Annotated in this window: 17 protein-coding genes; 9 read left to right on the top strand and 8 right to left on the bottom strand. The window is 33.5% G+C overall.

Annotation, left to right across the window (positions count from 1 at the left end; translation table 11 throughout):
- Positions 1-123 precede the first annotated feature (123 nt).
- Together H6578_09615 and H6578_09620 are read left to right on the top strand one after the other, a co-directional pair.
- Complete coding sequence (locus H6578_09615; protein ID MCB9227409.1) at positions 124-2,724, top strand: thiol protease/hemagglutinin PrtT; 2,601 nt, start codon at positions 124-126, stop codon at positions 2,722-2,724.
- Positions 2,721-3,224 (top strand): hypothetical protein, encoded by a 504-nt coding sequence (locus H6578_09620; protein MCB9227410.1) that lies wholly within the window; start codon positions 2,721-2,723, stop codon positions 3,222-3,224. The genes H6578_09615 and H6578_09620 overlap by 4 nt, the downstream gene beginning before the upstream one ends.
- A 12-nt stretch (positions 3,225-3,236) precedes the next feature.
- Here the strand turns inward: H6578_09620 and H6578_09625 are convergent, their stop codons facing one another.
- Complete coding sequence (locus H6578_09625; protein MCB9227411.1) at positions 3,237-3,476, bottom strand: hypothetical protein; 240 nt, start codon at positions 3,474-3,476, stop codon at positions 3,237-3,239.
- Positions 3,477-3,616: 140 nt separating this feature from the next.
- Between H6578_09625 and uvrB the strand changes: the two genes are divergently transcribed.
- Entirely contained in the window at positions 3,617-5,647 is a 2,031-nt protein-coding gene (uvrB, locus tag H6578_09630) for an excinuclease ABC subunit UvrB (protein MCB9227412.1), read from the top strand.
- A gap of 84 nt (positions 5,648-5,731) precedes the next feature.
- Here uvrB and H6578_09635 read toward each other — a convergent pair whose 3' ends face one another.
- The gene (locus H6578_09635) at positions 5,732-6,352 is read right to left on the bottom strand and encodes a hypothetical protein (GenBank protein MCB9227413.1); all 621 of its coding nucleotides are present in this window, start codon (positions 6,350-6,352) and stop codon (positions 5,732-5,734) included.
- 86 nt (positions 6,353-6,438) lie between these two features.
- Positions 6,439-9,162 carry a PKD domain-containing protein gene (locus tag H6578_09640; GenBank protein ID MCB9227414.1) on the bottom strand — a complete coding sequence of 908 codons (2,724 nt, stop codon included), beginning with the start codon at positions 9,160-9,162 and terminating at the stop codon, positions 6,439-6,441.
- Between the two features lie 197 nt (positions 9,163-9,359).
- On the opposite strand from H6578_09640, the gene H6578_09645 reads away from it, so the two are divergent.
- The 3 genes from H6578_09645 to H6578_09655 all read left to right on the top strand — a co-directional run bounded on the left by H6578_09645 (position 9,360) and on the right by H6578_09655 (position 16,335).
- Positions 9,360-11,933, top strand: coding sequence for a TonB-dependent receptor (locus tag H6578_09645; protein ID MCB9227415.1), 2,574 nt, complete (start codon positions 9,360-9,362; stop codon positions 11,931-11,933).
- A gap of 120 nt (positions 11,934-12,053) precedes the next feature.
- The gene (locus H6578_09650) at positions 12,054-14,408 is read left to right on the top strand and encodes a TonB-dependent receptor (protein MCB9227416.1); all 2,355 of its coding nucleotides are present in this window, start codon (positions 12,054-12,056) and stop codon (positions 14,406-14,408) included.
- Between the two features lie 79 nt (positions 14,409-14,487).
- On the top strand, positions 14,488-16,335 hold the full coding sequence (locus H6578_09655; GenBank protein MCB9227417.1) for a neutral/alkaline non-lysosomal ceramidase N-terminal domain-containing protein: 1,848 nt from the start codon (positions 14,488-14,490) through the stop codon (positions 16,333-16,335).
- Between the two features lie 114 nt (positions 16,336-16,449).
- Here the strand turns inward: H6578_09655 and H6578_09660 are convergent, their stop codons facing one another.
- Positions 16,450-16,737, bottom strand: coding sequence for a hypothetical protein (locus tag H6578_09660; protein MCB9227418.1), 288 nt, complete (start codon positions 16,735-16,737; stop codon positions 16,450-16,452).
- 360 nt (positions 16,738-17,097) lie between these two features.
- Between H6578_09660 and H6578_09665 the strand changes: the two genes are divergently transcribed.
- Complete coding sequence (locus H6578_09665; GenBank protein MCB9227419.1) at positions 17,098-18,561, top strand: DUF2779 domain-containing protein; 1,464 nt, start codon at positions 17,098-17,100, stop codon at positions 18,559-18,561.
- Positions 18,562-18,576: 15 nt separating this feature from the next.
- On the opposite strand, the gene H6578_09670 is transcribed toward H6578_09665, so the two are convergent.
- From H6578_09670 to H6578_09685, 4 genes are all read right to left on the bottom strand, one after another.
- Positions 18,577-19,311 carry a glycoside hydrolase family 16 protein gene (locus H6578_09670; GenBank protein ID MCB9227420.1) on the bottom strand — a complete coding sequence of 245 codons (735 nt, stop codon included), beginning with the start codon at positions 19,309-19,311 and terminating at the stop codon, positions 18,577-18,579.
- Complete coding sequence (kynU, locus tag H6578_09675; GenBank protein MCB9227421.1) at positions 19,311-20,561, bottom strand: kynureninase; 1,251 nt, start codon at positions 20,559-20,561, stop codon at positions 19,311-19,313. The genes H6578_09670 and kynU overlap by 1 nt, the downstream gene beginning before the upstream one ends.
- 29 nt (positions 20,562-20,590) lie before the next feature.
- On the bottom strand, positions 20,591-21,115 hold the full coding sequence (locus H6578_09680; GenBank protein ID MCB9227422.1) for a 3-hydroxyanthranilate 3,4-dioxygenase: 525 nt from the start codon (positions 21,113-21,115) through the stop codon (positions 20,591-20,593).
- Positions 21,116-21,193: 78 nt separating this feature from the next.
- Positions 21,194-21,664, bottom strand: coding sequence for a MarR family transcriptional regulator (locus H6578_09685; GenBank protein MCB9227423.1), 471 nt, complete (start codon positions 21,662-21,664; stop codon positions 21,194-21,196).
- A 55-nt stretch (positions 21,665-21,719) separates the two neighbouring features.
- Here H6578_09685 and H6578_09690 point away from each other — a divergent pair, with 55 nt between their 5' ends.
- Positions 21,720-23,000 (top strand): acetyl-CoA C-acyltransferase, encoded by a 1,281-nt coding sequence (locus H6578_09690; protein ID MCB9227424.1) that lies wholly within the window; start codon positions 21,720-21,722, stop codon positions 22,998-23,000.
- A 280-nt stretch (positions 23,001-23,280) separates the two neighbouring features.
- A complete protein-coding gene (locus H6578_09695; protein MCB9227425.1) occupies positions 23,281-25,440 on the top strand; it encodes an enoyl-CoA hydratase/isomerase family protein in 2,160 nt (719 codons plus the stop codon).
- Positions 25,441-25,465: the final 25 nt, after the last annotated feature.

A 25,465-nucleotide genomic window follows, 5' to 3' on the forward strand; every position in this document is an offset into this window, starting at 1 on the left:
ATGTTCATAGGTAGAACAGCACTTTTCATTATCCCCCATCCCTTAAATTCGCAAAAAAATATACACTCTTTTCTATTAAATTAATTTTTATTCCTTATATTTATCTCAACTAAAACCTATACCATGAAAAAATCAATACTTTCTTCATTACTTTTTATCATTTCGCTTTCTTTTTCTTTTGCTAAAACAATAGATGCAAATTATGCCAAAATAGTAGCTCAAAATTTCTTAGAAAATGAAACTAAAATTGCAGATGCAAGTCATTTAACTTTAGTTAAAACAGAATTTTCTAAACACAAGCCTGCATATTTTAATGCTCCCCTACCCTTGTTTTATACTTTTACAACTGCCAATAATGAATTTGTAATAGTTGCAGCAGATGATGCAGCAATGCCAATATTGGGATACTCTGACGAAAGCAGAACTATTGATGTAAATAATATTCCCAACAGTATTCAAAAATGGTTTGAACTGTATAAAAAACAGATTATTTATATAACCGACAATAACATTGAGGCTACGCCTACAATAGACTTTTTATGGACATCTTATTACAATGATATTCCCATAGCTCAAGCTAAAGGCACTAATGCCGTTTCGCCATTAGTACAAACCACTTGGAATCAATCGCCATATTATAATGCACAGTGCCCCGGTGGTTCTGTAACGGGTTGCGTAGCCACGGCTATGTGTCAAATAATGAAATATTGGGATTATCCTGCCACAGGTTCAGGCTTCCACTCTTATAATGAAGATAATTATGGCACTTTATCTGCCAACTTCGGAAGTACTACCTACAACTGGGCTTCAATGCCTAATAATGTGAGCAGTTCTAATAGTGCTGTTGCCACTTTAATGTATCATGTAGGTGTAAGTGTAGATATGGATTATAGCCCACAAGTAAGCGGAGCTTTTGTTATCAGTGCTCAAAGTCCTGTTCAGCATTGCTCGGAATATGCTTTAAAAACCTATTTTGGCTACAAAACATCTATGCAAGGCTTAGCGAGAAGTAATTATTCAGAATCTCAATGGACATCAATGTTAAGAACTGAACTTGATGCCGGCAGACCAATATTATATACCGGATTTGGCTCTGGCGGAGGGCACGCATTTGTGTGTGACGGCTATGATAATAATGGATATTTCCACTTTAATTGGGGCTGGGGCGGAGCTTACGATGGTTATTTTGTGGTTAATGCCCTTAATCCAAGTGGTGTAGGAACAGGAGGTGGCTCCGGAGGATACAATAGCGGACAGCAAGCATTAATAGGAATAGAACCTGCCAACGGTGGCGGAGGCGGTGGTGGCGGAGGCACTCAACCGGGTAGTACAAATTTGGCTTTAAATGACTATGTTTCGCCCTCTAATTCTACTATATATTATGGGCAAAGTTTTAGTATAAGTACCAATGTTGTAAATAATGATGTAAATAATTTTGCAGGAGATTATTGTGCCGCAGTTTTTGATTTGGATGGCAACTTTTTAGATTATGTAGAAGTACTAACAGGAGCTACACTACAAAGCGGATATACATATTCAAGCAATATGGTATTTAGTTCGGGAGGTTTATTAAGTATGGTGCCGGGCTCATATTATGTTGGTATTTTCTATCGCCCTACGGGAAATAACTGGATAGAAGTGGCGGATAATACGCCTTATGCAAACTTTATTCAAATGAATGTTATAAATCCTAACGATTTAGAATTGACAGAAAATATAACATCTAACACAGGAAGTAGTATTGTGCAAGGAAGTCCGCTATCTGTTAATTTGAATTTAATAAATAATTCAGCATCTACTTTTTATGGTGATTATGCGGTTAATCTATACAATTTAGATGGTTCTTATGCAGAAGGAATAGAAACTATTACAGAAAACAATGGATTACCACCCGGATATACGTATAATAACTCTTTAACATTTTCTACTAATGCCATCGCTTCCACCCCTGGAACTTATTTGTTGGCAGCTGTATATTTTCCCAATGGTGGAAATTTGAATATAGTAGGCTCTTCCAACTATATTAATCCTATAAGAGTAACGGTAAAAGCACCGCAAATTTCTCCGGATATTTATGAAAATAATGATGCCGAAAGTCAAGCGTATGCTTTTAACCCTAATTTTAGTGGAAATAATGCAAATGTTTCTACCACAGGTTCAAATTTACATATCACATCAGATAATGACTACTACAAATTAGTACTTCCGGCAGGAAGTAATTATAATGTTTCGGCTCGCCTCCACGATTCTTATAATAGTGGAAATGGAAATACTTACTCAGTAGATGCTCTTTTTAGTTATTCTACAGATATAGTTAATTGGTCATCTGCTTTTGATGATGTTATTGGATACACTATTGGCATAACAAACGGAGGAGAACTCTATTTTAGAGTTGCTCCTTATTTTGCAGGAGAAACGGGTTCTTATTTATTGCAGATGAATGTTGAAAAAACAAACAATCCGGTAGGAATTATAGAAACCGCAGAACAAAATTTGGTTAATTTATATCCTAATCCGGCTTCAGAACGCATTATTTTGTCTTCGGAAAATAACGTAGAACAATTAAAACTGTACAATAATCTGGGTAAAGAAATTCAAGTAAACTACTCAGATATTAATTCTAATAAAAAGCAAATAGACATTAGTAATTTAAGTACAGGCGTTTATATACTTAAAGGAAAAACGAACGGAAAAACGTTTACTGAAAAATTGATTAAAGAATGAAAATACTAAGCATTTTAATAACATTAATTGGCATTTTTTCATTTTTATCGTGCAATAAAAATCTAAAAAATGCCGATAAAAACTTTAGTCCGCTATTTACACCCGGGCCAAGAGCTTATGTGTATAAAACCAATGCCGATTATAGCAATAAAGTACCTGTAATTTTATCGGAAGATAAAAAAACCATTATCTCTTACCCTCACCCTAATGATGTAAAAACAGGAAATAGTTTTTTAACACCTACAAAATTGCTACAAGATTATTACTTAGATAATAAGGGCATACAAATCAATACCGCTTTTTTAGACATTAGTTTTGAAGAGTATAGTAGCTATACAGAAGTTCCTCCCTTAAGTTATTTAGAAAGCAAAATATTAGACAAAAACCCTTTTACCGAATTATGCGATTGCGGATTAAAATCCAATATTAAAAATACTGAAACAATAGATCTTTTAATTAAACAAAAGAAACTAAGGAGCACTTGTAAAGTACTTAAATAAGTGAGCATACTTCTAAATAGTTTCTAACTCGCCATTAGATTTTTTACTATAATCTAATATATAATTTATGCTAAAAGTACTTGGAGATTTCTTTTCTTTATCTAATAAAGAAGTTATTTCTTGAATGGTTTTAAAATCCTCTTTCAATGTAGCATCAAACTCTAAAGCTATTTGCAAAGCATTAGTTTTATCTTTGGGCAATTCGTTGTAATAATAAAGGATTAAATCGTTAAAGGTAAAGTTTTGGGTCATATTGTGTTCTTTTATTTACATTATTAACGACTACAAAATTCTGAATATTGTATTTCCATCTCATTTTTTCACCAAAATATGTTTTTTAAGTTTCTTTTAACATTAAGACCCCTATTTTTCCCCATATTTGCATAAGCTATATGAATTTTAAACTTGTATCTAAATTTCAGCCGAAAGGCGACCAACCTACTGCTATTAACGAATTAGTTAAAGGCATAGAAACTGGCGATGAAGCTCAAACTTTATTGGGAGTAACAGGCAGTGGAAAAACTTTTACCATAGCCAATGTAATACAGCGAGTACAAAAACCTACTTTAATTCTTACACATAATAAAACTTTGGTAGCTCAACTTTATGGCGAGTTTAAACAATTTTTTCCCGATAATGCTGTAGAATATTTTGTTTCGTACTACGATTATTACCAACCCGAAGCCTACTTGCCCACAACAGATACTTATATAGAAAAAGACCTCCAAATAAATGAAGAAATAGACAAACTTCGTCTAAGTGCCACCTCTTCCCTACTTTCAGGAAGAAAAGATATAGTAATTGTAGCTTCTGTTTCTTGTATTTATGGTATGGGAAATCCTACTGATTTTGCCAATGGCGTTATCAAACTCCATATAGGTCAAATTATAAGCAGAAATACTTTTTTGCACAACTTAGTGTCAAGTTTATACAGTAGAACCATTACAGATTTTTCAAGGGCAACTTTTAGGGTAAATGGAGATATAGTTGACATCAATATTCCTTATGCCGATTGGGGATACAGAATTAGTTTTTTTGGCGATGAGATAGAAGAATTAGAACGCTTTGACATAGATACCGGAAAATCTTTTGAGCAATTAGACGAAATGGTTATTTTTCCTGCCAATTTATACGTAACGCCTAAAGACCAAATGGTTTCTTTTATACATCAAGTGCAAGATGATTTACACAAACAAACAGCATATTTTGATAGTATAGGTAAGCATTTAGAAGCCGCCCGATTAAAAGAAAGAGTGGAATTTGATATTGAAATGATAAAGGAATTGGGCTATTGCTCCGGTATTGAGAATTATTCACGCTATTTAGATAAAAGAAATGAAGGCGATAGACCTTTCTGTTTAATAGACTATTTCCCTGATGATTTTTTATTAGTAATAGATGAAAGTCATGTTACACTGCCCCAAGTTAGGGGTATGTATGGTGGCGATAGAGCCAGAAAAACCAATTTAGTTGAATATGGCTTTAGACTTCCTGCGGCTTTAGACAACAGACCTTTAAATTTTGAGGAATTTGAAAATATTATACCTCAAGCTATTTATGTAAGTGCTACACCAGGAGATTATGAATTGCAGAAATGTGAAGGTGTGGTTGTAGAGCAAGTGGTACGCCCTACGGGTTTATTAGATCCCCCTATAGAAGTGCGTCCTACACAAAATCAAATAGACGATTTACTACATGAAATTCAACTAAGACGGCAAGAGAATGAACGAGTATTAGTAACAACCCTTACCAAAAGAATGGCAGAAGAATTAGCTAAATATTTTGCTAAAATGGGCGTTCGTTGCCGTTATATTCACTCCGAAATAGATACTTTAGAGCGAGTAGAAATAATAAGAGACTTACGTTTAGGAAAATTTGATGTATTAATAGGAGTAAACTTACTGAGAGAGGGTTTGGATATTCCGGAGGTTTCTTTGGTAGCAATTTTAGATGCGGATAAAGAAGGTTTTTTAAGAAACAAAAAAAGCATGATACAAACCGCTGGTAGAGCGGCAAGAAATGCCAAAGGGCAAGTAATAATGTATGCCGATAAAATAACTAAAAGCATGCAACAAACTATTGAAGAAACGGAAAGAAGACGAGAAAAACAAATAGCTTATAATGCGGAGCATAATATCACACCTGAAACGGTATTCAAATCAAAAGAAGAAATATTATTATCGGGTTCTGTTTTAGATTTTATGCAAGGAAAAGCAACGGCTTACAGCAATGAAGAACCCACTTTAAATTTAGCTGCTGAAGAGGGCGAGAGTTACAACGACAAGAAAACTTTAGAAGATAAAATAGCGAAAATAGAAAAGGCTATGAAATCTGCTGCCGGACAAAAAGATTACTTAGAAGCAGCAAGACTGAGAGATATACTCTATAGTTTAAAAGCCATTTATGTAGAAAAGAAGTTTTAGTCACTCCCAAATAGAAGAAAATAAAAATGCCCTATCAAAAAATTGATAGGGCATTTTTATTAATTTAAAATAGTATTAAAACTACTATTGTTTAGTACCTGCAAAATCCAACTGTCCATCTACAGGAACTGAAGCTCCAGCTGGTGCTGTAATAGCTAAACTGCCAGAAACTGCATCTGTTGTAGAGAAATCTGCTGTACCGTTAACAAGCACAGTTGCAATACCTTGTACACTATATTCAAAATCTGTAACAGTAAATAATTTAGTACTAGTATTATATGAACCTTCTACTGCAATTGGGTCAGTTAATAAACTTGAAATACCCGATAAATCTACAGACAAAGAATAGTCAGAGCCAGATTGTAAAAACTGTGCTACAATTACTACTTTGTTTGTATCAGTCCAAGTTGTATCTAATACTGCTCCATTAGCGATATTCATGTTACCTGTAGCCTCAGTATTATAAGTTCCACATTCTGTACAATCATATGCATTTGGATCTGTTACACAAGTTCCATCTTCACAAATTTCACCTGTTGCACATGTTACTCCTGTACAAGGGTCATAGTTAGGGTCAGTTACGCAATCTCCGTCTTCACACACCTGACCAGTTGGGCAAGTAACATCATCGCAACTGTCTTTACAAGACTGTAAGCCGAATGTTATAGATCCCATTACAAATAAGCTTAAAAATAATTTTTTCATTGTTTTCTTTTTTTTTAATTAATAATTGTTTGTTTGATTAATAATATAATGTTAGCAAAATTACAATAATAATTTAATATTGCAAGTTATTTTACAATAAAGTGTTTTTGTATTAAATTACCATCAATATCAATGCTAATAACGTAAAAACCTGTTCCTAAATTGTTTTGCAAGTTAATATTCTCATAAATCATGCCATTTTGATAACCCATATCTTTAGCAAAGATAGTTCTTCCAGCCACATCATACACACTATATTTCACACTACTTTCTTTTAAAATATCCATTTTTAAAGTAAATGAACCATTATTTGGATTAGGATATAATGTTAAACTTCCTTCATCAATAACATCTGAAATTCCTGTTGGACAATTAATAGATAACATTGTAGCACTACCAATTACATTACAAGCATTGTTTATAGTAGGGAAATTACTTGGCAATGGTGGTAAAGTAAATGATACTGAAGATGAGGAATTAGGAGCTATATTTACCGTAAATCCAGGAATTGTTATTACTTGGTCTTGTGTAATCAACGGACAAGAATCGGCATAAACCGTAGATACAATATTTGGTACTGTTAATGTTAAAGAACCAGTTCCTACATTTAAAGCACTTATACTCCATGTGCCATTAGGATTTCCACTATATAACCCTGTAAGAGGGAAACATAAACTTCCGCCAGGAACTATAGACGGCAACATATCAATTAAAGCTTTGTTTATTGTATCAGGAATTAAAGATTGGAAATTAGCAGGCACTATATCTCTTAAATTTGCTGTACTTCCATCAGGGAAAGTAAATATCAAACTATCTGCAACTAAAAGAACTCCATCTGTTGCTGCTATATCTAAACATAATTGAGCATCAGATATACAACCTGAATCAACATTTGGTTGATGTATAATTGAATCTATAACCAAAGCTTCGGCAGAAATAGGAGTAAAATAGTAATCTCCATTTTCAACGCCATCAGGTAAACTTCCACAATTCAATACTACTCCACTATCATTTGAAGATGGTATAACCCAACCGTTATCAATAGCTGTTTGTAATGATGTCATATCTGTTACAGGACCATCTGCCTCTGTAGAAATAGCCCAAGCTACATCAAAGCCTGAATTCAAATAAAAGTCTTCATGACTTATAGTAACTTCTCCTCCTACCCCTAAAGAAGTAGCGTCTGCTGATGAAATACCAGCCACGCAAACTGCAAAAGGAGCAGATAAAGCCTCACAACCTAAAGGCGAAGTAAAGCTAACTGTAAATGGAGCATTTAAAGGATTAAATGTTGCTAATGTATCTGCCGTTGCTCCCGGAATAGGAATAGCACTTCCACTTCCGTTAGCGTACCATTGTACATCAAAACCATTAGGATTATCTACATACAAACCACCATTTGAAGTTACCATAATAGTTGGTGTACTCACAACTTCTACTATTATCTCCGCAGAATCTGTTAAACTTGGACAAATACTTCCAGTTTCAACTACTTCTGCATTGTAAAATCCTGCATCTGTAACCATTAATGTTGAATTTGTTTCACCCAAAATCTCAACACCATCTTTAAACCATTTTACCAAATCATAAGAAGTAGCACCCAAGCTAAGCTCAGTTGAATCTCCTCCACAGATAGTAAAACCATTAGAAGCTACTAAAGGATTAACGGTAGAAGGTGGTAAAATTTTAACGGTATCCCAATAAACTAAAGTTTCTGCTACTTGAATACTAAGTGTAACAGTTGATGCATGATTATTATTAGAAGCACCAAATTGACCTCCAACATAGGGGAAAGGAACATAAACTGAAACTGTTCCTAAATTATCATCCGGGGATCCAATTATTGGTGTGTTTGTATCTTCATCCCATGCTTGAATTTTAATAGTATCAGAAGTTAACGGAATATTTAAACCTGTCCAAGATTTATTTCTTCCACTTCCAGCTCCACCTGTACTTACCCAACCATTTCCACCGTCTATTTTTAAATACGGCTCAGGATCCTGAACTGCTGTTAGTTCTTCAATATCAGGATACCAACCTCCTGTAAAAGCAGTTGATGCGGCAGAAATATAATATTCGCTAATTTCAACAGTCATTTTTACAGGATAATTTCCAGGAGCACCATAAAATTTACTTACCGGTTTGCCAGTAGCTGTAGTTCCATCATGAAATTGCCATGAATATGACACAGGGTTTAATATCTCATCGGTAGAACTTAATGTTGTATTAAATTGAACGGTTGCAGAATCACAACTTATAGGAGGGCTCATTTGTACTGGTCCACTTCCTGTACCAGGTAAAACTAAAACATACAATTGTAATGGTTGTGCGGCACAGTCTGAAATACCAGATATACTACCACAACCTTCTATTGCAACATTAACTACTTTTAAACCAGGAGCACTAAAGGTACTTCCACAAACTGTTATAGCTCCATATCTACCATTAGTATTTTGAGGATGATATGTATTACTTGAGGCATTTACTGAATCGGTTCTCCAACTTAAACCTAAAGGAAGGTTGCTCACACCTTGTATTTCTATACTGTTTATTGTAGCAGTACCATTTATAGGTGAAGTAATATTTTGCTTTTTAGGAAATAGTGCCTGCACTATTATTGACGTGTCCACACCTTGCGTTACTTTTAAAGTGTCAATATCCCATGGATCACTATCTATAGTAACTCCTAATGTAAAATCGTCAATTGTTCCCCAAATAGAAGTACTGGGTACTCCAGAAGAACATTGACTGTAGGTTTTGCTTACAAACAGAGTTATTGCAAACAAAAAAAGTAATTTTCTAAATTTCATGTTGATTTGATTAAATTTAGTAACAAAGATATGAATAAAAGTTAAGTTTCAAAACAAGAAAATTATTAATCGCCATAACTTCTGAAAATGAAAATGTTAAATTAACTTATCGTTAAAAATCTTTTTTAGAAATTTAATATTTTTTATGATTTCAAAATTTGTATATCTTAGCACTCACAAATCATTAAAACAACTTTATGAAACACATTTTTTTTACATTATTACTAACAACCCTAACATTTTTTACTTACGCTCAAAACGGAACTATTAAAGGTAAAGTAACTGAGCAAAATGGCGAACCTGCTATTCAAGCTAACATTATTATTGATGTATCTAAAGGTTGGGCTACGGTTACAGATTTTGATGGAAATTATACTTTATCTGTACCGGCAGGTTCTTATGCCGTATTGTATAGATATATAGGTAAAGAAGATAAAATAATAAAAGTAGATCTTAAAGCTGGAGAAACAATAACAGAAAACGTTGCTTTTAAAGAAAAAGAAGAATTAATTAACACCGTAGTGGTTTCTGCTTCTAAATATGAAAAGAAGCTAAGTGAAGAAACCGTAAGTATGGAAGTACTTAAAAGTGACCTCCTTCAAGCAAATAATATTACTAATGTAGAAGACGGGATGAATAAAGTACCAGGAGTAACATTAGTAGAAGGTCAAGCCAATATACGTGGTGGTGCAGGGTGGAGCTATGGAGCTGGTAGCCGTGTTATGATACTATTTGATGATATGCCATTATTAAGTGCTGACGCTGCTGATACTAAATGGAGTTTTATGCCAACAGAGAATATAGAACAAATTGAAGTTATTAAAGGAGCAGCTTCTTCTCTTTATGGTTCAGGAGCACTTAATGGTGTTATTAATGTTAGAACAGGATATGCTAAATCTACTCCGGAAACAAATGTTAGTATATGGAGTGGTATTTTTGCCGGACCAAGGGATAAAAGTGCTGGCTGGTGGTATGATGATAATTCTCAACCATTTTTTACAGGTTTTAATTTTGTTCATAAAAGAAAAATTAAAAGATTTGACGTAGTAGTAAATGGTGCTTTTTCTCAAAATAAAGATCCTTTAAAAGAAAATAGTGGTGGAGATGCTCGTGTAGGAGGAAAATTCAGATTTAGACCTAAAAAAGTTGAAGGTCTTTCTGTAGGAGTCAATCTTAATGTATATAGAAGTTGGGGCTCTGCTTTTTTCCTATGGAATGGCTCTGGAGACCAATCAAGAGTACCTATGCCTAATACCGCAAGTGCATACCAAAACAATAGAATTGCTATTGATCCCTTTATAACCTATGTTGATAAAAAAGAAAATACATTTAGTTTAAAAACTAGATACTTTAATACGACCAATAGAAACAATACAGGACAAGGCTCTAAACCAATCATGTATATGTTTGATGCACAGTATAGCAGATATTTCAATAAATTAAAAATGAGTGTAGTAGGTGGTTTATTTGGATACTACTCTACAGTAAGAAGCCCTGAAGGCAGAGGAGGTGCATCTTTAGTAGGAGAACATAATGGTACAAACATAGCACCTTATGTACAATTAGAAAAGAAACTATTTGCTAATAAATTAAATTTAACTTTTGGGTCTAGGTATGAATTTTTCTACATAAAATCATTAACTTTCAATGAAAAAAAGAAAAGTGCCGGAGATAATAGTAAAGAAGACAATCTAAACAGACCCTTGTTCAGAGTAGGTGCAAACTACTCCCCTGCTAAAGCAACTTTTATTAGAGCTTCTTGGGGCGAAGGTTTTAGATACCCATCAATGGCTGAGCTATATATCAATAGCAACATAGGAGGTATTGGACTGTACCCTAATCCCAAATTAAGACCAGAAAAAGGTTGGTATGCAGAGTTAGGTGTAAAACAAGGTTTTAAAATTGGAGATTGGGGAGCTTATGTAGATGTTGCAGGATTTGTTAATAAATACCAAGATATGATGGAATTTAACTTTGGTCAATTTGGTGAGTTTAATGCGGGAAAAATAATTAACGATTTAGCAAATGGCACTCCATTATCAATTATAGATTTAGGTGTAGGCTTCTCTTCTCAAAACGTTGGAGAGACCTTAATCGCAGGAGTTGAAATTTCAGGAGGAAGTCAGGGAAAAATAGGAAATTTCCCTTTAAATATATTGGTAGGTTATACTTATATAGAACCAATTCCTTTAAACTGGGATGACCCTGTAGTATTTTACAATACAAAAGGCGAAGAAGTTATACCCGGAGAAAGTGGAGTAGAACAATTTACAAACCTAAGCTCTACTTCTGATGGAGGCAATAACTATTCTTCCGTTTCTTCATCAAATGAAAAAGTACTAAAATACAGAAATAAACACACCTTTATGATTGATGTTTCTACAAGCTTTAAAAAGTTTGATTTTGGTATTTCAGTACAATATAGAAGTTGGATGCAAAATATTGACCAACTTTTTGTAAGCGATTTATTTACTGAAACAATCCCTGAAGATGCATTAATTAGAAGCTTCACTAGCGACATTAATAATGTAGAAGAATTAATAGGCACAGAAGCTTTCTCTGGATTAAAAGCATACAGACAAAAATATGATGGAAGAGGAACTACTCTATTAGACGCAAGAATTGCCTATAATTTTAATGATAGAGCTAAGTTATCTTTAGTAGGTAAAAATCTATTAAATTTAACTTATGATATACGTCCTACATTATTAGGAGACCCTATGAGTTTTGCCTTACAATTTAATTATAATTTTAAGCACGATAAAAAGTAAAATGTTAATAAATTCAAGTACGTATTTTCACAATCTGTACTTTTCTTTTTAAATAAGATATTATCTTTGCAAGGCTAATCTGTAATATGATTAGCCTTTTTGTTTAACCAAACACAGTTTATGACAAAATTCTATTTATTAGCTCTCAATTGTTTACTTTTCATCTCCTTATTTAGCCAAAATGCTACACTTAAAGGAAAAGTTATAGACCAAGATAAACAAGGTATGTATGCCGTAAATGTAGTAATAGATGCCGCTAAAGGATGGGCTACACAAACAGACTTTGACGGAAACTACACACTTTCTGTACCTGCCGGAAAATACTACGTACTTTTTAGTTTTATAGGTAAAAAACAAAACATTAAAGAAGTTTACCTAACCGCAGGAGAAACCAAAACACTCAATGCCACCATGCAAGACAGTGAAGTGGAAATAGACATTGTTACCGTAACAGGAGGTAAATACGAAAAGAAATTTGGAGAAGAAATAGTTTCAATGGAAGTTTTATCTCCTAATATTATAGAAAATAACGTAGCACAAGCCGAAGAAGCCTTAAACAAAGTGCCCGGTTATACACAGCTGGGCGAAAGTCCAAGTATTAGAGGTGGTAGTGGTTGGAGTTCTACAGCATCAAGCCGAGTATTATTTTTAATAGACGGAGTACCTCAGTTAAGCCCCGAAAATGGAGGTGTTTTTATGGAAACACTACCTTTAGAAAACTTACAACAAGTGGAAGTTATTAAAGGAGCGTCTTCTGCTCTTTATGGTTCTTCTGCATTAAACGGTATTATTAACTTTAGAACCGCTTGGCCTACAGATACAGTACCTTTTAGAAGAATAACTACAGGAATTGGGGTTTATCAAAAATTTACATCAAATCTTATTAAAAAAAGAAATGACAACCCTAATAGAATGAAAGACCCAAACTGGTGGTGGGACGACTACAATCATCTTCCCGTATTTTTTAATACAACTTATGAACACCGCCAACGTTTTAAAAACTTAGATTTAGTATTAGGAGCTCATTACCGCCATGACCAAAGTTTTAGAAAAGATAATGAATATGACCGTTTTAGAATTAATGGCAAAATACGTCATATTTCTAAGAAAAATCCCGGATTAAACTATGGTACAGCTTGGAACTTTGTATATCAAGAAGGTGGACAGTTTTTCTTGCAAAGTGGAATAGATGAAGACATTTTAATACCTTCTGACCCTACTAATCCCTTCAAAGCTGATGTAAGAACAGACTATGTTGACAGAAGAATATCGCTTTCTCCTTTTTTAAATTACTTTGATAAAAAAGAGAATAAGCACGCCATTAGAATGCGTTATTACAATAACCAATCTACAAACTTCAACTTAGAGTCAATGCAAACCAACCATATTTATGGCGAATATAATTTTACTAAAGATTTTACTGCCATTGGTTTAACTATTATAACAGGAGCAACAGGCTCATACACTACCTCTAAAGGAAATACTTTTACTACAGGCAACCATTTTGCTGTTAACACAGGTGCATTTATTCAAGCAGAAAAAAAATTCTTTGATAAATTAACTATTTCCGGTGGTTTAAGAGCTGAATACAATAAAATAGATTCTATAACTCCTCAAAATAAATTGCAATTTTTAAGCTTATTTAAAAAGAATGGTACTATAAAATCGCCAGTTAGACCATTATTTAGATTTGGTGTAAACTACGAAGTAGTAAAAGGAACCTATTTAAGAGGTGGTTTTGGACAAGGATTTAGAGTGCCTACTATGACTGAATATTTTATTCAAACTAAAAGAGGCTTGGAAGTACAACCCAATCCCTACTTACTACCTGAAGCCGGGTGGAGTACCGAGTTAGGTGTAAAACAAGGCGTTAAAGTAGGAAATTGGCAAGGCTTTTTTGATTTTGCCGGATTTTATACCGCATATATTGACTTAATAGATTTTGATTTCGGTCAAGGATTTGCCATACAAGCTCAAAACTTTGATGACGCCACTATTGCAGGATTTGAAATTTCGGCAATGGGACAAGGCAAACTATTTACTTACCCACTACAATTTTTAGTAGGATACTCTTTTATTAATCCGGTATTAAAAAACCTAACCGGAGCAGAAAAACAACAAAGAATAGCCGCTTATGGTCCTAAAAACTATAAATACTTAAACTACAGAAGTAAACATAATTTTAAAGCCGATATAGAAGGTACAGTTAAAAACTTTACCATGGGTCTTTCAGGTATTTATGTTAGTAATATGATAAACATACCCGTAACAAGAGGAATTAACGGTGTAAATGCCTTTAGAGAAAAACACGACAAAGGTTATTTCCTTTTAGATGCCAGAATTAGACTAAATATTAAAGACCATAGCAACTTAACTTTTATTGCTAAAAATATTTTAAATATTGAATACAGCCAAAGACCGGGCATAATAGAAGCACCAAGAAACTACGCTTTACAGTTTCAATACGGATTTTAAGAATTATTTAATAAAATAGTTCGTTAAGCCACAATACTTTATCTAATTTAGTGTTTAATATAAAAACACTTAAAATTACATGTTATTAGGAACAGGAAAAGCAGACATAACTGCTTTTAAAGAAGGCGTGGGTATGCTTGGTTATGGGCAGGCATTCAATATTATGGAAAATGTGGCTACGCCACTTTATGCAAGGGCATTTCTTTTTAAAACAGATGAAAAATTAATAGCTTACATAAATTGCGAATTAGGTTTTATAACTCCTTCATTAAAAAGAGGTGTAGTAAAAAAACTAAGGCGAAAACACGACAAAACGGAATATAATAATAACAATATCCTATTAGCAGCACAGCACACCCACAGCGGCCCCAGTGGCTTTTCGCACCATGGATTGTATAATACCAATAGTCCCGGTTTTGTATTAGAAATTTATAATAAAATAGTAGATGGAATAGTAGAAGCTATTTTAAAAGCTGAAGAAAATTTTGAAGAAGTTTCAGTTCAATATTCTGAGGGCGAATTTGAAGAAGAAAAAGAAGTAGGTTTTCAACGTTCGTTAAAAGCTTATTTAAAAAATCCCGAAGCCAAAAAAATAACTAAAAAAGAACTTCATTTAGGCATCAATAGAGAAATGAGGCTACTAAAATTTGTAAACGAAAAAAATGAAATAAAAGGAAGCATAAATTGGTTTGGTACTCACCCTACCAGTTTGCCTAATACTAATACATCTGTTTGTAGCGATAACAAAGGCTTTGCCGCACAATATTTAGAAGATGATTTGCAAAAAAATAAAACTGATTTTTTAGGCATTTTTGCTCAAGGAAGCTGTGGAGATGTTTCGCCAAGATTTCAATACAACAAAAAACATTCAAGAATAAGAGGAAAATTAGACGGTAAATTTTTGAATGATGACATGAAAAGTGCTCAATACAACGGTCAACTTCAATATGAAAAAGCAAAAGAGCTAATTACAAAAGAAAATCAAACTAAAATTGAAGTAAATGAGTTAGATTATGGATTAATGTATGTTGACTTTAGCAATATTATTATTGACGAAAAATTTACCGGAGGTATTAAAAATGCAAGAACAAGTCCTTCGTGTATGGGTGTTGCGTTTTTAAAAGGAGCTCCTGACGGACCTGGCATGTTAGAGCCTTTTGCGTATATAACTGCTTTGCTAAGCCGTGCCGTAAAAGCAGGAGAATACGTGCGTGCTTTATTTATGCCAAAAGAATGGGGCATGGCTATGCGACAAAAATATACTTCGCAGGGAAATAAAGATATAGCCATAGAATCTGGTGACAGAAAAATAATGGCTACTTATGATATTAATAATTTAATATTGCCCGCTTGGGTTGATGAAACTATTAGCAATCTTAAAAAATTTCACAGACGTGGAGCTTTAGATAAAAACCCGTGGACTCCTCAAATTTTGCCACTTCAAATAGTAAAATTAGGCACCATTGCTATATGTGCTTTTCCGTTTGAAATAACAACTATAGCCGCTCAAAGATTGCAAAAAACTATAGAAGATATTTTAATAGGAAATGGTGGATATACTAAAGTAATATTAAACCCCTACTCTAACGCTTACAATGGCTATATTACAACTTATGAAGAATATCAAGTGCAGTGCTACGAAGGTGGGCATACCGTTTTTGGAGAATGGAGTTTAGCCGCTTTACAAACCGAATTTGAAAAATTAGCCAAAGAAATGCTTAAAACTGAAGATGAAAGAAATTTAAGTCATGACGTAACGCCTTTAGTATTTACAAAAGAAGATTTAAACAAATTTTCATATTTTAAAGGGCAATATTATTTGAACACTATAAAAAGAAAAGAACGCTTAGCAAAGGTAAAAGCAAGACGAAGAAATAAATTGGAAAAACGCAAAGAAAGAATACAAAAAAAGCTTGATGATCTTTAGACATTTTCTTAGTTTTTAGAAATATAAACGCTATTTTCTAATAGAACAAATGACACAAATAAAAAAGGAGGCTAAATTAGCCCCCTTTTTTATTGTAAAATGTTTGAGTTAAAATTACTCAGTAGCTTCTTTTACTTTTGTAGCAGCATTGTTAACTGCATCTTTAGCAGCATCAACACCGTCTTGAGCAGCACCTTCTACAGCGTCAGCAGCGTTTTCTACAGCTTCGCCAGCAGCGTCAGCAGCATTTTCTACAGCAGTACCTGCGTCTTCCACAGCTTCTTCTACAGTAGTTTCAGTTTCAGTTGTTGTTTCTTCTACAGCTTCTTCAGTAGAACTTGAATTGCAAGAAAATACGAATAAACCTAATACTGCAACTAAAATAAGTGATAATTTTTTCATCTTTAAATTGTTTTTTTGTTTTTAAATTGTGAATAATGGGTGCAAATATAAAAAAAGTATGAATAACACAAATTATTTAACAAAAAAAAATGTTAACATTTGCTTTGTTATTAATAAAGTTTTAATGAATTAACCATATTGAATTGAAAAACCAGCATTAAATGACGATAAAAAAATCATAAAATGCTGGTAAAATGTTATTAGTAAGCAAAAGTATAATAAAAGAGATAATTGCAGTAAAGCTATAGCAGGTAACTATAATTTTATATAAAAATATTCACTAAAATTTACTTTCATTCCTTCACTCCGCACATACACTCCGTTTTGCTTTGGTAACTTTGCAAAATAAAAACAAAGAATATGCTATCTAAATCTAAAATAATGCGAGGCAAACAATGTCATAAATCTTTGTGGTTATACCGCCATGCTTATAATCTACGTGAAATAAATGAACAACAGCAAGCTATATTTCAAACAGGAACTGATGTAGGTATTTTGGCTCAAGGATTATTTCCTAAAGGTATAGATGCTACTAAAGGGCATGATTACCCAAATCTTTCTTGCTATAAACAAACAAAAAAACTAATAGATAATGGGCAAAACGTTATTTATGAAGCTACTTTTGTATATGATGATGTTCTGGTAGCTGTAGATTTACTGGTAAAAAACGGCAATAAATGGAATTTATATGAAGTAAAAAGCTCTACTTCCGTTAAACCCCAGCATATAGAAGATGCTACTGTGCAATACTATGTGGCTAAAGGCTGTGGTATTGATATTGAAAATATTTACATTACCCACCTTAATAATACTTATGAACGCAAAGGCGATTTAGATATTCAACAATTATTTACAGCCACAGCAATTACAGATGAAGTAAAAGCTGGCTTAGATACGCTACCCGAAACTATAGAAAAGTTAAAAGAAGTGGAAAAGCTAAAAAAATGTCCACAAATAGATGTAGGCGAACAATGTAATACCCCCTACCCTTGCGATTATATGAATTACTGCTGGAAAGATATACCTTATTTTAATGTAGTAGAGTTGGTTCATAACAGAGGCAAAGCACAACAATTGATAGATATGGGCATTACAGATTTAAAGGATATACCGGACGATTTTCCTTTAACCATAAATCAACAGATACAAGTAGATGCAGAAAAAACAGAAGAAGATTATATAGATGAAAAAGCAATAAACCTTTTTCTTAATGAAATATCATATCCTATTTATTATCTTGATTTTGAAACCATTATGCCCGCTATCCCACCATTAGACAACACTAAACCTTATGGACAAACGGTGTTTCAATATTCCTTACACATAGAAGAATTTGAAAATGCGGAACTTGTACATAAAGAATATTTAGCCGAAACAGATGGCACAGACCCACGTACTATGTTTTTACAAAAATTAATTAAAGATTGTGGCACAAAAGGGACCGTACTGGTTTATAACAAAACATTTGAGTGTAGTAGATTAAAGGAATTAGCTACTATTTTTCCAAAATATAATGAGGAAATTAATAATATACTCAACAGAATAGTAGATTTAATGCAACCTTTTCAGCAAAAACAATACTATACAAAAGAAATGCACGGAAGTTATTCTATAAAAGCGGTATTACCGGCTTTAGCGCCCCAATTTTCTTATACCAACTTAGAAATAAGTGATGGCGGTACGGCAAGCAATATATTCTATGCCCTATTTGAAGGCAAATATACCGGCAATAAAGCCAAGGCACGCAAAGCCTTACTTGAATATTGCCAAATGGATACTTATGCCATGGTGGTAGTAATGCAAAAACTAAGAACAATAGTGTAAATTTATAAATTATATTTATTCTTTCTTATAAACTTTCACATAATCAACTATAAGATAATCGGGTAGTTTAGCATTATTAATATTGCCAGCCCAATCTCCAACTTCTAAACTTAAAATAATGTATTGGTCTCTTTGAGAAATACCTTTCTTAAACGTTGCGGTAGGTTTGCCGTCTATATAATAAGTATAAGATTCTGGTGTCCACTCTAAACCAAAGGTATGAAACTGATAGGAATCAAATTTTCGCATTTTCACTTTTTTGTGTTCCGATTTGTGGTCTTTGCCATAGCCGTCATAGTGTATGGTGTGGTGTATTTCATTTTTGTGCAATGGCAAAAATTCATAAATATCTATTTCAGCACCGCTTTTAGCTACATCGCCTATGTATTTTCCTAAAATATTGCTTTGAAGCCAAAAAGCAGACCAATGTCCTTCTTCATTTTGCAATAAACAGCGTACCTCAAAATATCCGTAAGTAGTTTCAAATTTACCCTGCGTACTTATTATTGAAGAAAAAATAGTATCATTTTTTTGTTCTGTTCTTAATGCTAAATAACCTTTTTGAACAGTTGCCATAGCTTCTACATTAAAAGCATCTCTCCTTTTACCTAAATTTCGGTATTTCCATTTGTTTAAGTCTAAACTTTGTCCTTCAAAATTATCTTCCCAAAATAGTTTATAACCATTGGGAGCCTGAGCATTAAGTGAATAGCCTAAAATAGAAATTAAAATGATTAATATGTAATTCATTAAGATTTTAGTATCTCCACAAAACGCCAAACATCCTGAAAGCTATTGTACAAAGGTACAGGAGCTATGCGTATAACATTGGGTTCTCTCCAGTCGGCAATAACGCCTGCTTTTGTCAGTTTTTCAAAAAGCTGTTTGCCATTATTTCCTGTCAATAATGATAATTGGCAACCTCTTTCTTCTTTGTTTTTTGGGGTAATTATTTCAAAACCAAAGTTATTTTGTAGAATTAGCCATTCCAAATAAGCTGTTAATTTTTCGCTTTTAGCTCTCAATTTTTCCATACCTACTTCATTAAAAAGTTCTAAGGAAGCTTTATGTGCTGCCATAGAAAGCACGGGAGCATTGCTCATTTGCCACGCTTCAGCACTTTGAGTTGGTACAAAAGTTTTATCCATTTTAAAACGCGTTTTTTCTTCATGCCCCCACCAGCCGGCAAAACGTGGAATGTCTTTATCTTTAGTATGTTTTTCGTTTATATAAACTCCACTTACGCCACCAGGACCGGAGTTTAAATATTTATAACTGCACCAAGTGGCAAAATCCACATTCCAGTCATGAAGTTTTAAAGGAACATTTCCTACCGCATGAGCTAAATCATATCCGGCTAAAGCCCCTACATTATGAGTGGCTTCTGTTATTGTTTTTAAATCAAAAAACTGCCCGGTATAGTAGTTTACACCACCTAAAAGCACTAAAGCTAAGTTTTCTTTATGCTGATTTATTGTTTTAACAATGTCTTCGGTTCTTAAAGTATGCTCATTTTCCTTTGGATATAATTGTACAATGGCATCATCTATTTTATAACCATGAAACTTCACTTGTTGCTGAATAGCGTAATGGTCAGAAGGAAAAGCATCTGCTTCCATTATTATTTTATAGCGTTGCTTTGTAGGGCGATAAAAACTAACCATTAATAGGTTTAAATTAACAGTAAGAGCATTCATAGCTACAACTTCATTTTCTTTAGCTCCCACAATTTTAGCCAAAGGTTTAGTTAAAAAATGGTGGTAGGAAAACCATGGATTTTTGCCGTGAAAATGTCCTTCTACGCCTAATTCTTTCCAGTCTTCCAGTTCTTGAGCTATGTATGTTGCCACTTTTTTGCATTGCAAACCCAAGCTATTACCTGTAAAATAAACGGATTCTTTTCCATTTACTTTAGGGATATAAAATTCATTTCTGTAGGATGCTAATTCGTCTTCTTTATCTAATTGTAGGGCAAATTGTTCGTCTTGTTTAAAAATCATATTTTTAAATAAATTTGAATAGTAGTAAACTAAATAAACCTCTCATCTGCTTCCATTACCGTACCGCATTTGCTACAAGTTCTTTTTTCTTTGTCGGTATAAAAATCTTTAAAGCGTGGCAAAAAGTCTTTTTCTATGTTGGTTAGTTTAAAATAGGTTTCATGTAGTTTGTGGTTACAGTTGTCGCAAAACCAAAGCAAGCCGTCTGTAGCATCATCTTTTCTTTTAAGTTCTACCACTAAACCTACAGTATTTGCAGGTCTTATAGGAGAATGAGGAACTTTAGCCGGCAACAAAAACATATCGCCTTCATTAATTTTAACTTCTACAGCTTTGCCTTCTTCTTGTATTTTTACGGTAATATTGCCTTCAAGCTGATAAAACAACTCTTCACTTTCATTGTAGTGATAGTCTTTTCTGGCATTGGGTCCACCTACTATCATCACTATATAATCTCCCGATTCTTTATACAGATTTTTATTACCTACAGGAGGTTTTAATAAATCTCTATTGTCTTCAATCCATTTAGTTAAGTTAAAAGGTCGTTTTATCATGGCATTAATTTTTTTATAAAGGTAAAAAATCTTTGAGAGCTAAACTTTCTTTTTCTACATTAATAGTAAAAGTGTTTACTAAATATTTGTACTTAATTTATGGTTAATTACATTCATCACTCTAAAAAATGCCGTTAAATCATTTTTATCTATACCTTCGGCAAGGTTGTTTTCTATTTTAAAAACAGCACGCAAAGCTATTTCTCTGTGCTCTTTACCTTTTTTTGTAAGTTTAATTAGCACAATTCGCTTATCTTTTTTATCCGCTATTTTTTTAATAAACTTCTTTTGTTCCATTGTTTTAAGCACTCTACTTAAACTATTAGGTTCTAAGCCTATGCGTGGAGCTATTTTAGTAACGGGCGTACCTTCATCTTCAAAAATAGCCATTAATACAAAAGCAATAGATAATGTAACATCATACTTTTTAGACATCTTGTCGCCTATTTTTTGAATATTTAGCCAAGAAGTTTTTATCTGATATACAATTAAATGCGAAGCTGCTTCTACAAAAGAATCGCTCTGGTTTAAATCTTTTTTCTCTATCATAATTATTTACCTTACATTTGCAATGCAAGCATTGATTTTTCAAAATTAATAAAAAATGAGTAAAAAAGTAATTGTTATAGATGGAAACCGTACACCATTTTTAAAATCGGGAACTGATTATATGAATTTAATGAGCTACCAGCTTGGGCAGCACGCCATTAAAGGTTTATTAACCAAAACGGGTTTAAACCCCAAAGAGGTGGGGCAAGTGATAATGGGAACAGTTATTTCTAACTTAAAAACCAGCAATGTAGCTCGCGAATCGGCTATAACGGCTGGCGTGCCCAATACTACACCGTGTTATACTACCACTATGGCATGTATTTCGGCAAATAGAGCTATAAGTTGTGCTTTTAATGAAATTAAAAATGGACAGTATGATTTAGCTATTGCGGGAGGAGTAGATTGTACTTCAGATACGCCTATTACTTTTAGAAGAGAAATGCAAAAGAAATTATTTGCAGCTCAAAAATTGAAAGGTTTTGGCGATACAATGAAGTTTTTATTTTCCTTAAGCTATAAAGATTTTTTACCGGAGCGTCCAAAGGTGGCAGAGTTTATAACCAATAGAGTAATGGGCGAAGACTGTGATATGATGGCAGCGAGATTTGGCGTAAGTAGAGAGGAGCAAGATGAGTTTGCGGTGCGTTCTCATAAGCTGGCAGCCCAAGCGTGGGAAGATGGGCATTTAGGTAAAGAAGTTACACCCGTAGAATTAGCACCTAAATTTAAGCCGGTAGAAAAGGACAATGGTGTGAGAGGAGATTCAAGTATAGAAAAAGTAGCAAAACTGCGTCCTGCTTTTGACAAAAAATATGGAACGCTTACAGCTGCAAATTCTTCATTTTTAACAGACGGAGCAGCAGCTTCGCTTATAGCTACGGAAGAAAAAGCAAAGGAGCTGGGTTTAACTCCAAAAGCAGAAATAGTAGATTATATTTTTACTGGTCAAGATTTATATGACGAACTTTTATTGGGACCTACGTATGCTATTTCTGAAATTTTGAAACGCAATAATTTACAACTTTCAGATATTGATGTTTTAGAAATTCACGAAGCATTTGCCGGGCAGGTTTTGGCTAACATAAAAGCTTTAGAAAGTGATAGTTTTGCTAAAGAAAATTTAGGGAGAGATAAAGCAGTAGGAAAAGTAGATTTTAATAAATTGAATTTATGGGGAGGCTCGTTAAGTATTGGGCATCCATTTGGAGCTACAGGAAGCAGATTACTAACTACTGCTGCTAATAGATTAATAGCCGAAAATGGAAAATATGCCATTTTAGCTGCTTGTGCAGCAGGAGCACACGGGCATGCTATGTTAATAAAGAAATATTAATGATAGAAAACAGACGTCAGATAACGTCATTCCTGCGGATGCAGGAATCCCGAAGTCGGAAAAGAAAAACAGGCTAATAGATATCAGACGTCAGACATAAGATAATATGAGGTTTAAAATTTAATTATTATTTGCTATAAATTAAATTATATAAAGAAAGAAAGTTCAAGTTTGATTATAAGAAATTAGAAAAATGATTGAGGGATTAATGAAGTCCTTATAACTCAGATTTATGGAGTGTAACTTCTGATATCTGAATACTAAAAATCTAAACAAAAAAATGAAAAGAGAAGACGTTTTAAGAGTAGAAAAGAAAAATGGAATAGCTACTATTTGGTTAGACCATCAGATAGAAAAAATGAATGTGGTTTCGCCCGATATGATGGGAGTGCTTGATGAAGTTTTTCATGAAATAAAAACAGACAATGAAATTAAAGGTGCGGTGATTATTTCCGCTAAAAAAGATTTTATAGCTGGGGCAGATATTAAAGCTTTTGCCATTGAAAAAAAGGGCGATTTTAAGCCTATAGCCGCAAAAGGACACGCAGGACTTAGAGAACTGGAAGCAGGAAATAAACCTGTGGTAGCAGCTATAAATGGCACAGCCTATGGTTTAGGTGTAGAACTGCCTTTGGCATGCCACGCTATAGTTTGTACAGATGCTACTCATACAAAATTGGCATTGCCCGAAGTTAAATTAGGTTTGCTTCCCGGTGGCGGTGGTACGCAGCGTTTGCCTAAAAGAATAGGTTTGCAAAAAGCTTTAGATATGATTCTTACGGGCAAAAATATCTATCCTTATCAAGCTAAAAAAATGGGTTTAGTAGATGAAGTTTGTAATCATAGCAAACTACACTCTGTAGCCACCCAAATTTGTCAAAAAATAATAGATGGAAAATGGAAAAGACCGGAAAGAAAGCTAAGCTTAATGGACAAATTTTTAGACCATACTTCTATAGGAAATAATATAGTATTTAATCAAGCAAAAAAAGTAAGTGCTAAACAAACGCAAGGCAACTATCCTGCTATTCCTGCTATTATAGATTGTATAGAAACGGGCATTAAAAAAGGAAATGCCGCTGGTTATGAAAAAGAACTTGATTTGTTTGAAACCTTAATGCTAACTCCGGAAAGCGATGCTTTACGTAGTCTATTTTTTGGAATGACAGACAATAAAAAGAATCCTTACAAAAAAGAAGGCAAGCCAGTTAAAGAATTAAAAACTTTAGGAATGATAGGTGCCGGATTTATGGGGGAAGGCATAGCAGAAGTGAGCGTAATGAAAGGTATAGATGTACTGCTTAAAGATTTAAGTGCCGAAATGATGCAACGAGCCAAGCAACAAATTTGGAAATCTATAGCAAAGAAAGTTAAGTATAAACAAATAAGTGATGCTAAAGCACAAGAAATAATTAACGATGTAGCAACAAGAACAACTTATCAAGATTATGACAAAGCGGATATAGTGATAGAAGCTGTTGTTGAAAACATGAAAGTAAAAAAGTCTATTTTTAAGGAAGTAGAAGAAAATTGTAGAGAAGATGTTGTTATTGCTACAAATACATCTTCACTTTCTGTAACAGAGATGGCAAGCGATGTAAAAAGACCGGAGCAAGTTATAGGCATGCATTATTTTTCGCCAGTACCTAAAATGCAGTTGTTAGAAATAGTAAGAACAGAAAAAACATCAGAAGATGTTATTGCTTCATGTTACGATTTTGGTGTAAAGCAAGGCAAAACCGTAATAGTAGTTAAAGATGGACCGGGCTTTTATGTAAATAGAATATTGGCTCCGTATTTGAATGAATGTTTAATAATGGCAGACGAAGGAGTGGCATTAGATAAAATAGATAGAGCATTAATAAAAAAAGGATTTCCTGTTGGACCAATTTCTTTATTAGATGAAGTGGGTTTAGATATAGCCGCTCATGTGGCAGAAAGTAGTGCCGAAGCATTGAGCAAAGGTAGAGAAGGTTTTGAAGCAAATGACGCTACTACAAAAATGTTTAAAGATGGAAGATTAGGCAAGAAAAACATGAAAGGGTTTTATAAGTATGAAATAAAAAATGGACGGGCTAAAAAAGCAGGTATAGACCCAGATGCTTATAAATATTTTAAAGGAAATGGCAGTAAAGAATTAGCCATAGAAGAAATTCAAGATAGAGCACTACTTTTAATGATAAATGAAGCAGTGATGTGTTTAGAAGAAGGAATAATAAGAAACACACAAGATGGAAATTTAGCAGCCGTGTTTGGTATTGGATTTTTGCCATTTACAGGAGGTCCTTTTAGATATGTAGATCAGCAAGGTGCAGATAAAATAGTAGCAAGAATGGAAGAACTACAAGCAAAATATGGTGTAAAATTTAAGCCAAGACCAATGCTGGTTGAATATGCTAAAAATAATAACGAATTTTGTCAAAAAAAATACGACAAATGACATAAAACCAAAAATAAAGTATTAT

The sequence above is a fragment of the Chitinophagales bacterium genome (assembly GCA_020635995.1).
GTDB lineage: Bacteria > Bacteroidota > Bacteroidia > Chitinophagales > UBA8649 > JAFMKE01.

What these genes read in the sequence shown, in the direction of transcription:
- H6578_09615 (MCB9227409.1), top strand. Translation starts at nt 124, where the DNA reads ATGAAAAAATCAATACTTTCTTCATTACTTTTTATCATTTCGCTTTCT.
- H6578_09620 (MCB9227410.1), top strand. Translation starts at nt 2,721, where the DNA reads ATGAAAATACTAAGCATTTTAATAACATTAATTGGCATTTTTTCATTT.
- H6578_09625 (MCB9227411.1), bottom strand. Translation starts at nt 3,476, where the DNA reads ATGACCCAAAACTTTACCTTTAACGATTTAATCCTTTATTATTACAAC.
- uvrB (MCB9227412.1), top strand. Translation starts at nt 3,617, where the DNA reads ATGAATTTTAAACTTGTATCTAAATTTCAGCCGAAAGGCGACCAACCT.
- H6578_09635 (MCB9227413.1), bottom strand. Translation starts at nt 6,352, where the DNA reads ATGAAAAAATTATTTTTAAGCTTATTTGTAATGGGATCTATAACATTC.
- H6578_09640 (MCB9227414.1), bottom strand. Translation starts at nt 9,162, where the DNA reads ATGAAATTTAGAAAATTACTTTTTTTGTTTGCAATAACTCTGTTTGTA.
- H6578_09645 (MCB9227415.1), top strand. Translation starts at nt 9,360, where the DNA reads ATGAAACACATTTTTTTTACATTATTACTAACAACCCTAACATTTTTT.
- H6578_09650 (MCB9227416.1), top strand. Translation starts at nt 12,054, where the DNA reads ATGACAAAATTCTATTTATTAGCTCTCAATTGTTTACTTTTCATCTCC.
- H6578_09655 (MCB9227417.1), top strand. Translation starts at nt 14,488, where the DNA reads ATGTTATTAGGAACAGGAAAAGCAGACATAACTGCTTTTAAAGAAGGC.
- H6578_09660 (MCB9227418.1), bottom strand. Translation starts at nt 16,737, where the DNA reads ATGAAAAAATTATCACTTATTTTAGTTGCAGTATTAGGTTTATTCGTA.
- H6578_09665 (MCB9227419.1), top strand. Translation starts at nt 17,098, where the DNA reads ATGCTATCTAAATCTAAAATAATGCGAGGCAAACAATGTCATAAATCT.
- H6578_09670 (MCB9227420.1), bottom strand. Translation starts at nt 19,311, where the DNA reads ATGAATTACATATTAATCATTTTAATTTCTATTTTAGGCTATTCACTT.
- kynU (MCB9227421.1), bottom strand. Translation starts at nt 20,561, where the DNA reads ATGATTTTTAAACAAGACGAACAATTTGCCCTACAATTAGATAAAGAA.
- H6578_09680 (MCB9227422.1), bottom strand. Translation starts at nt 21,115, where the DNA reads ATGATAAAACGACCTTTTAACTTAACTAAATGGATTGAAGACAATAGA.
- H6578_09685 (MCB9227423.1), bottom strand. Translation starts at nt 21,664, where the DNA reads ATGATAGAGAAAAAAGATTTAAACCAGAGCGATTCTTTTGTAGAAGCA.
- H6578_09690 (MCB9227424.1), top strand. Translation starts at nt 21,720, where the DNA reads ATGAGTAAAAAAGTAATTGTTATAGATGGAAACCGTACACCATTTTTA.
- H6578_09695 (MCB9227425.1), top strand. Translation starts at nt 23,281, where the DNA reads ATGAAAAGAGAAGACGTTTTAAGAGTAGAAAAGAAAAATGGAATAGCT.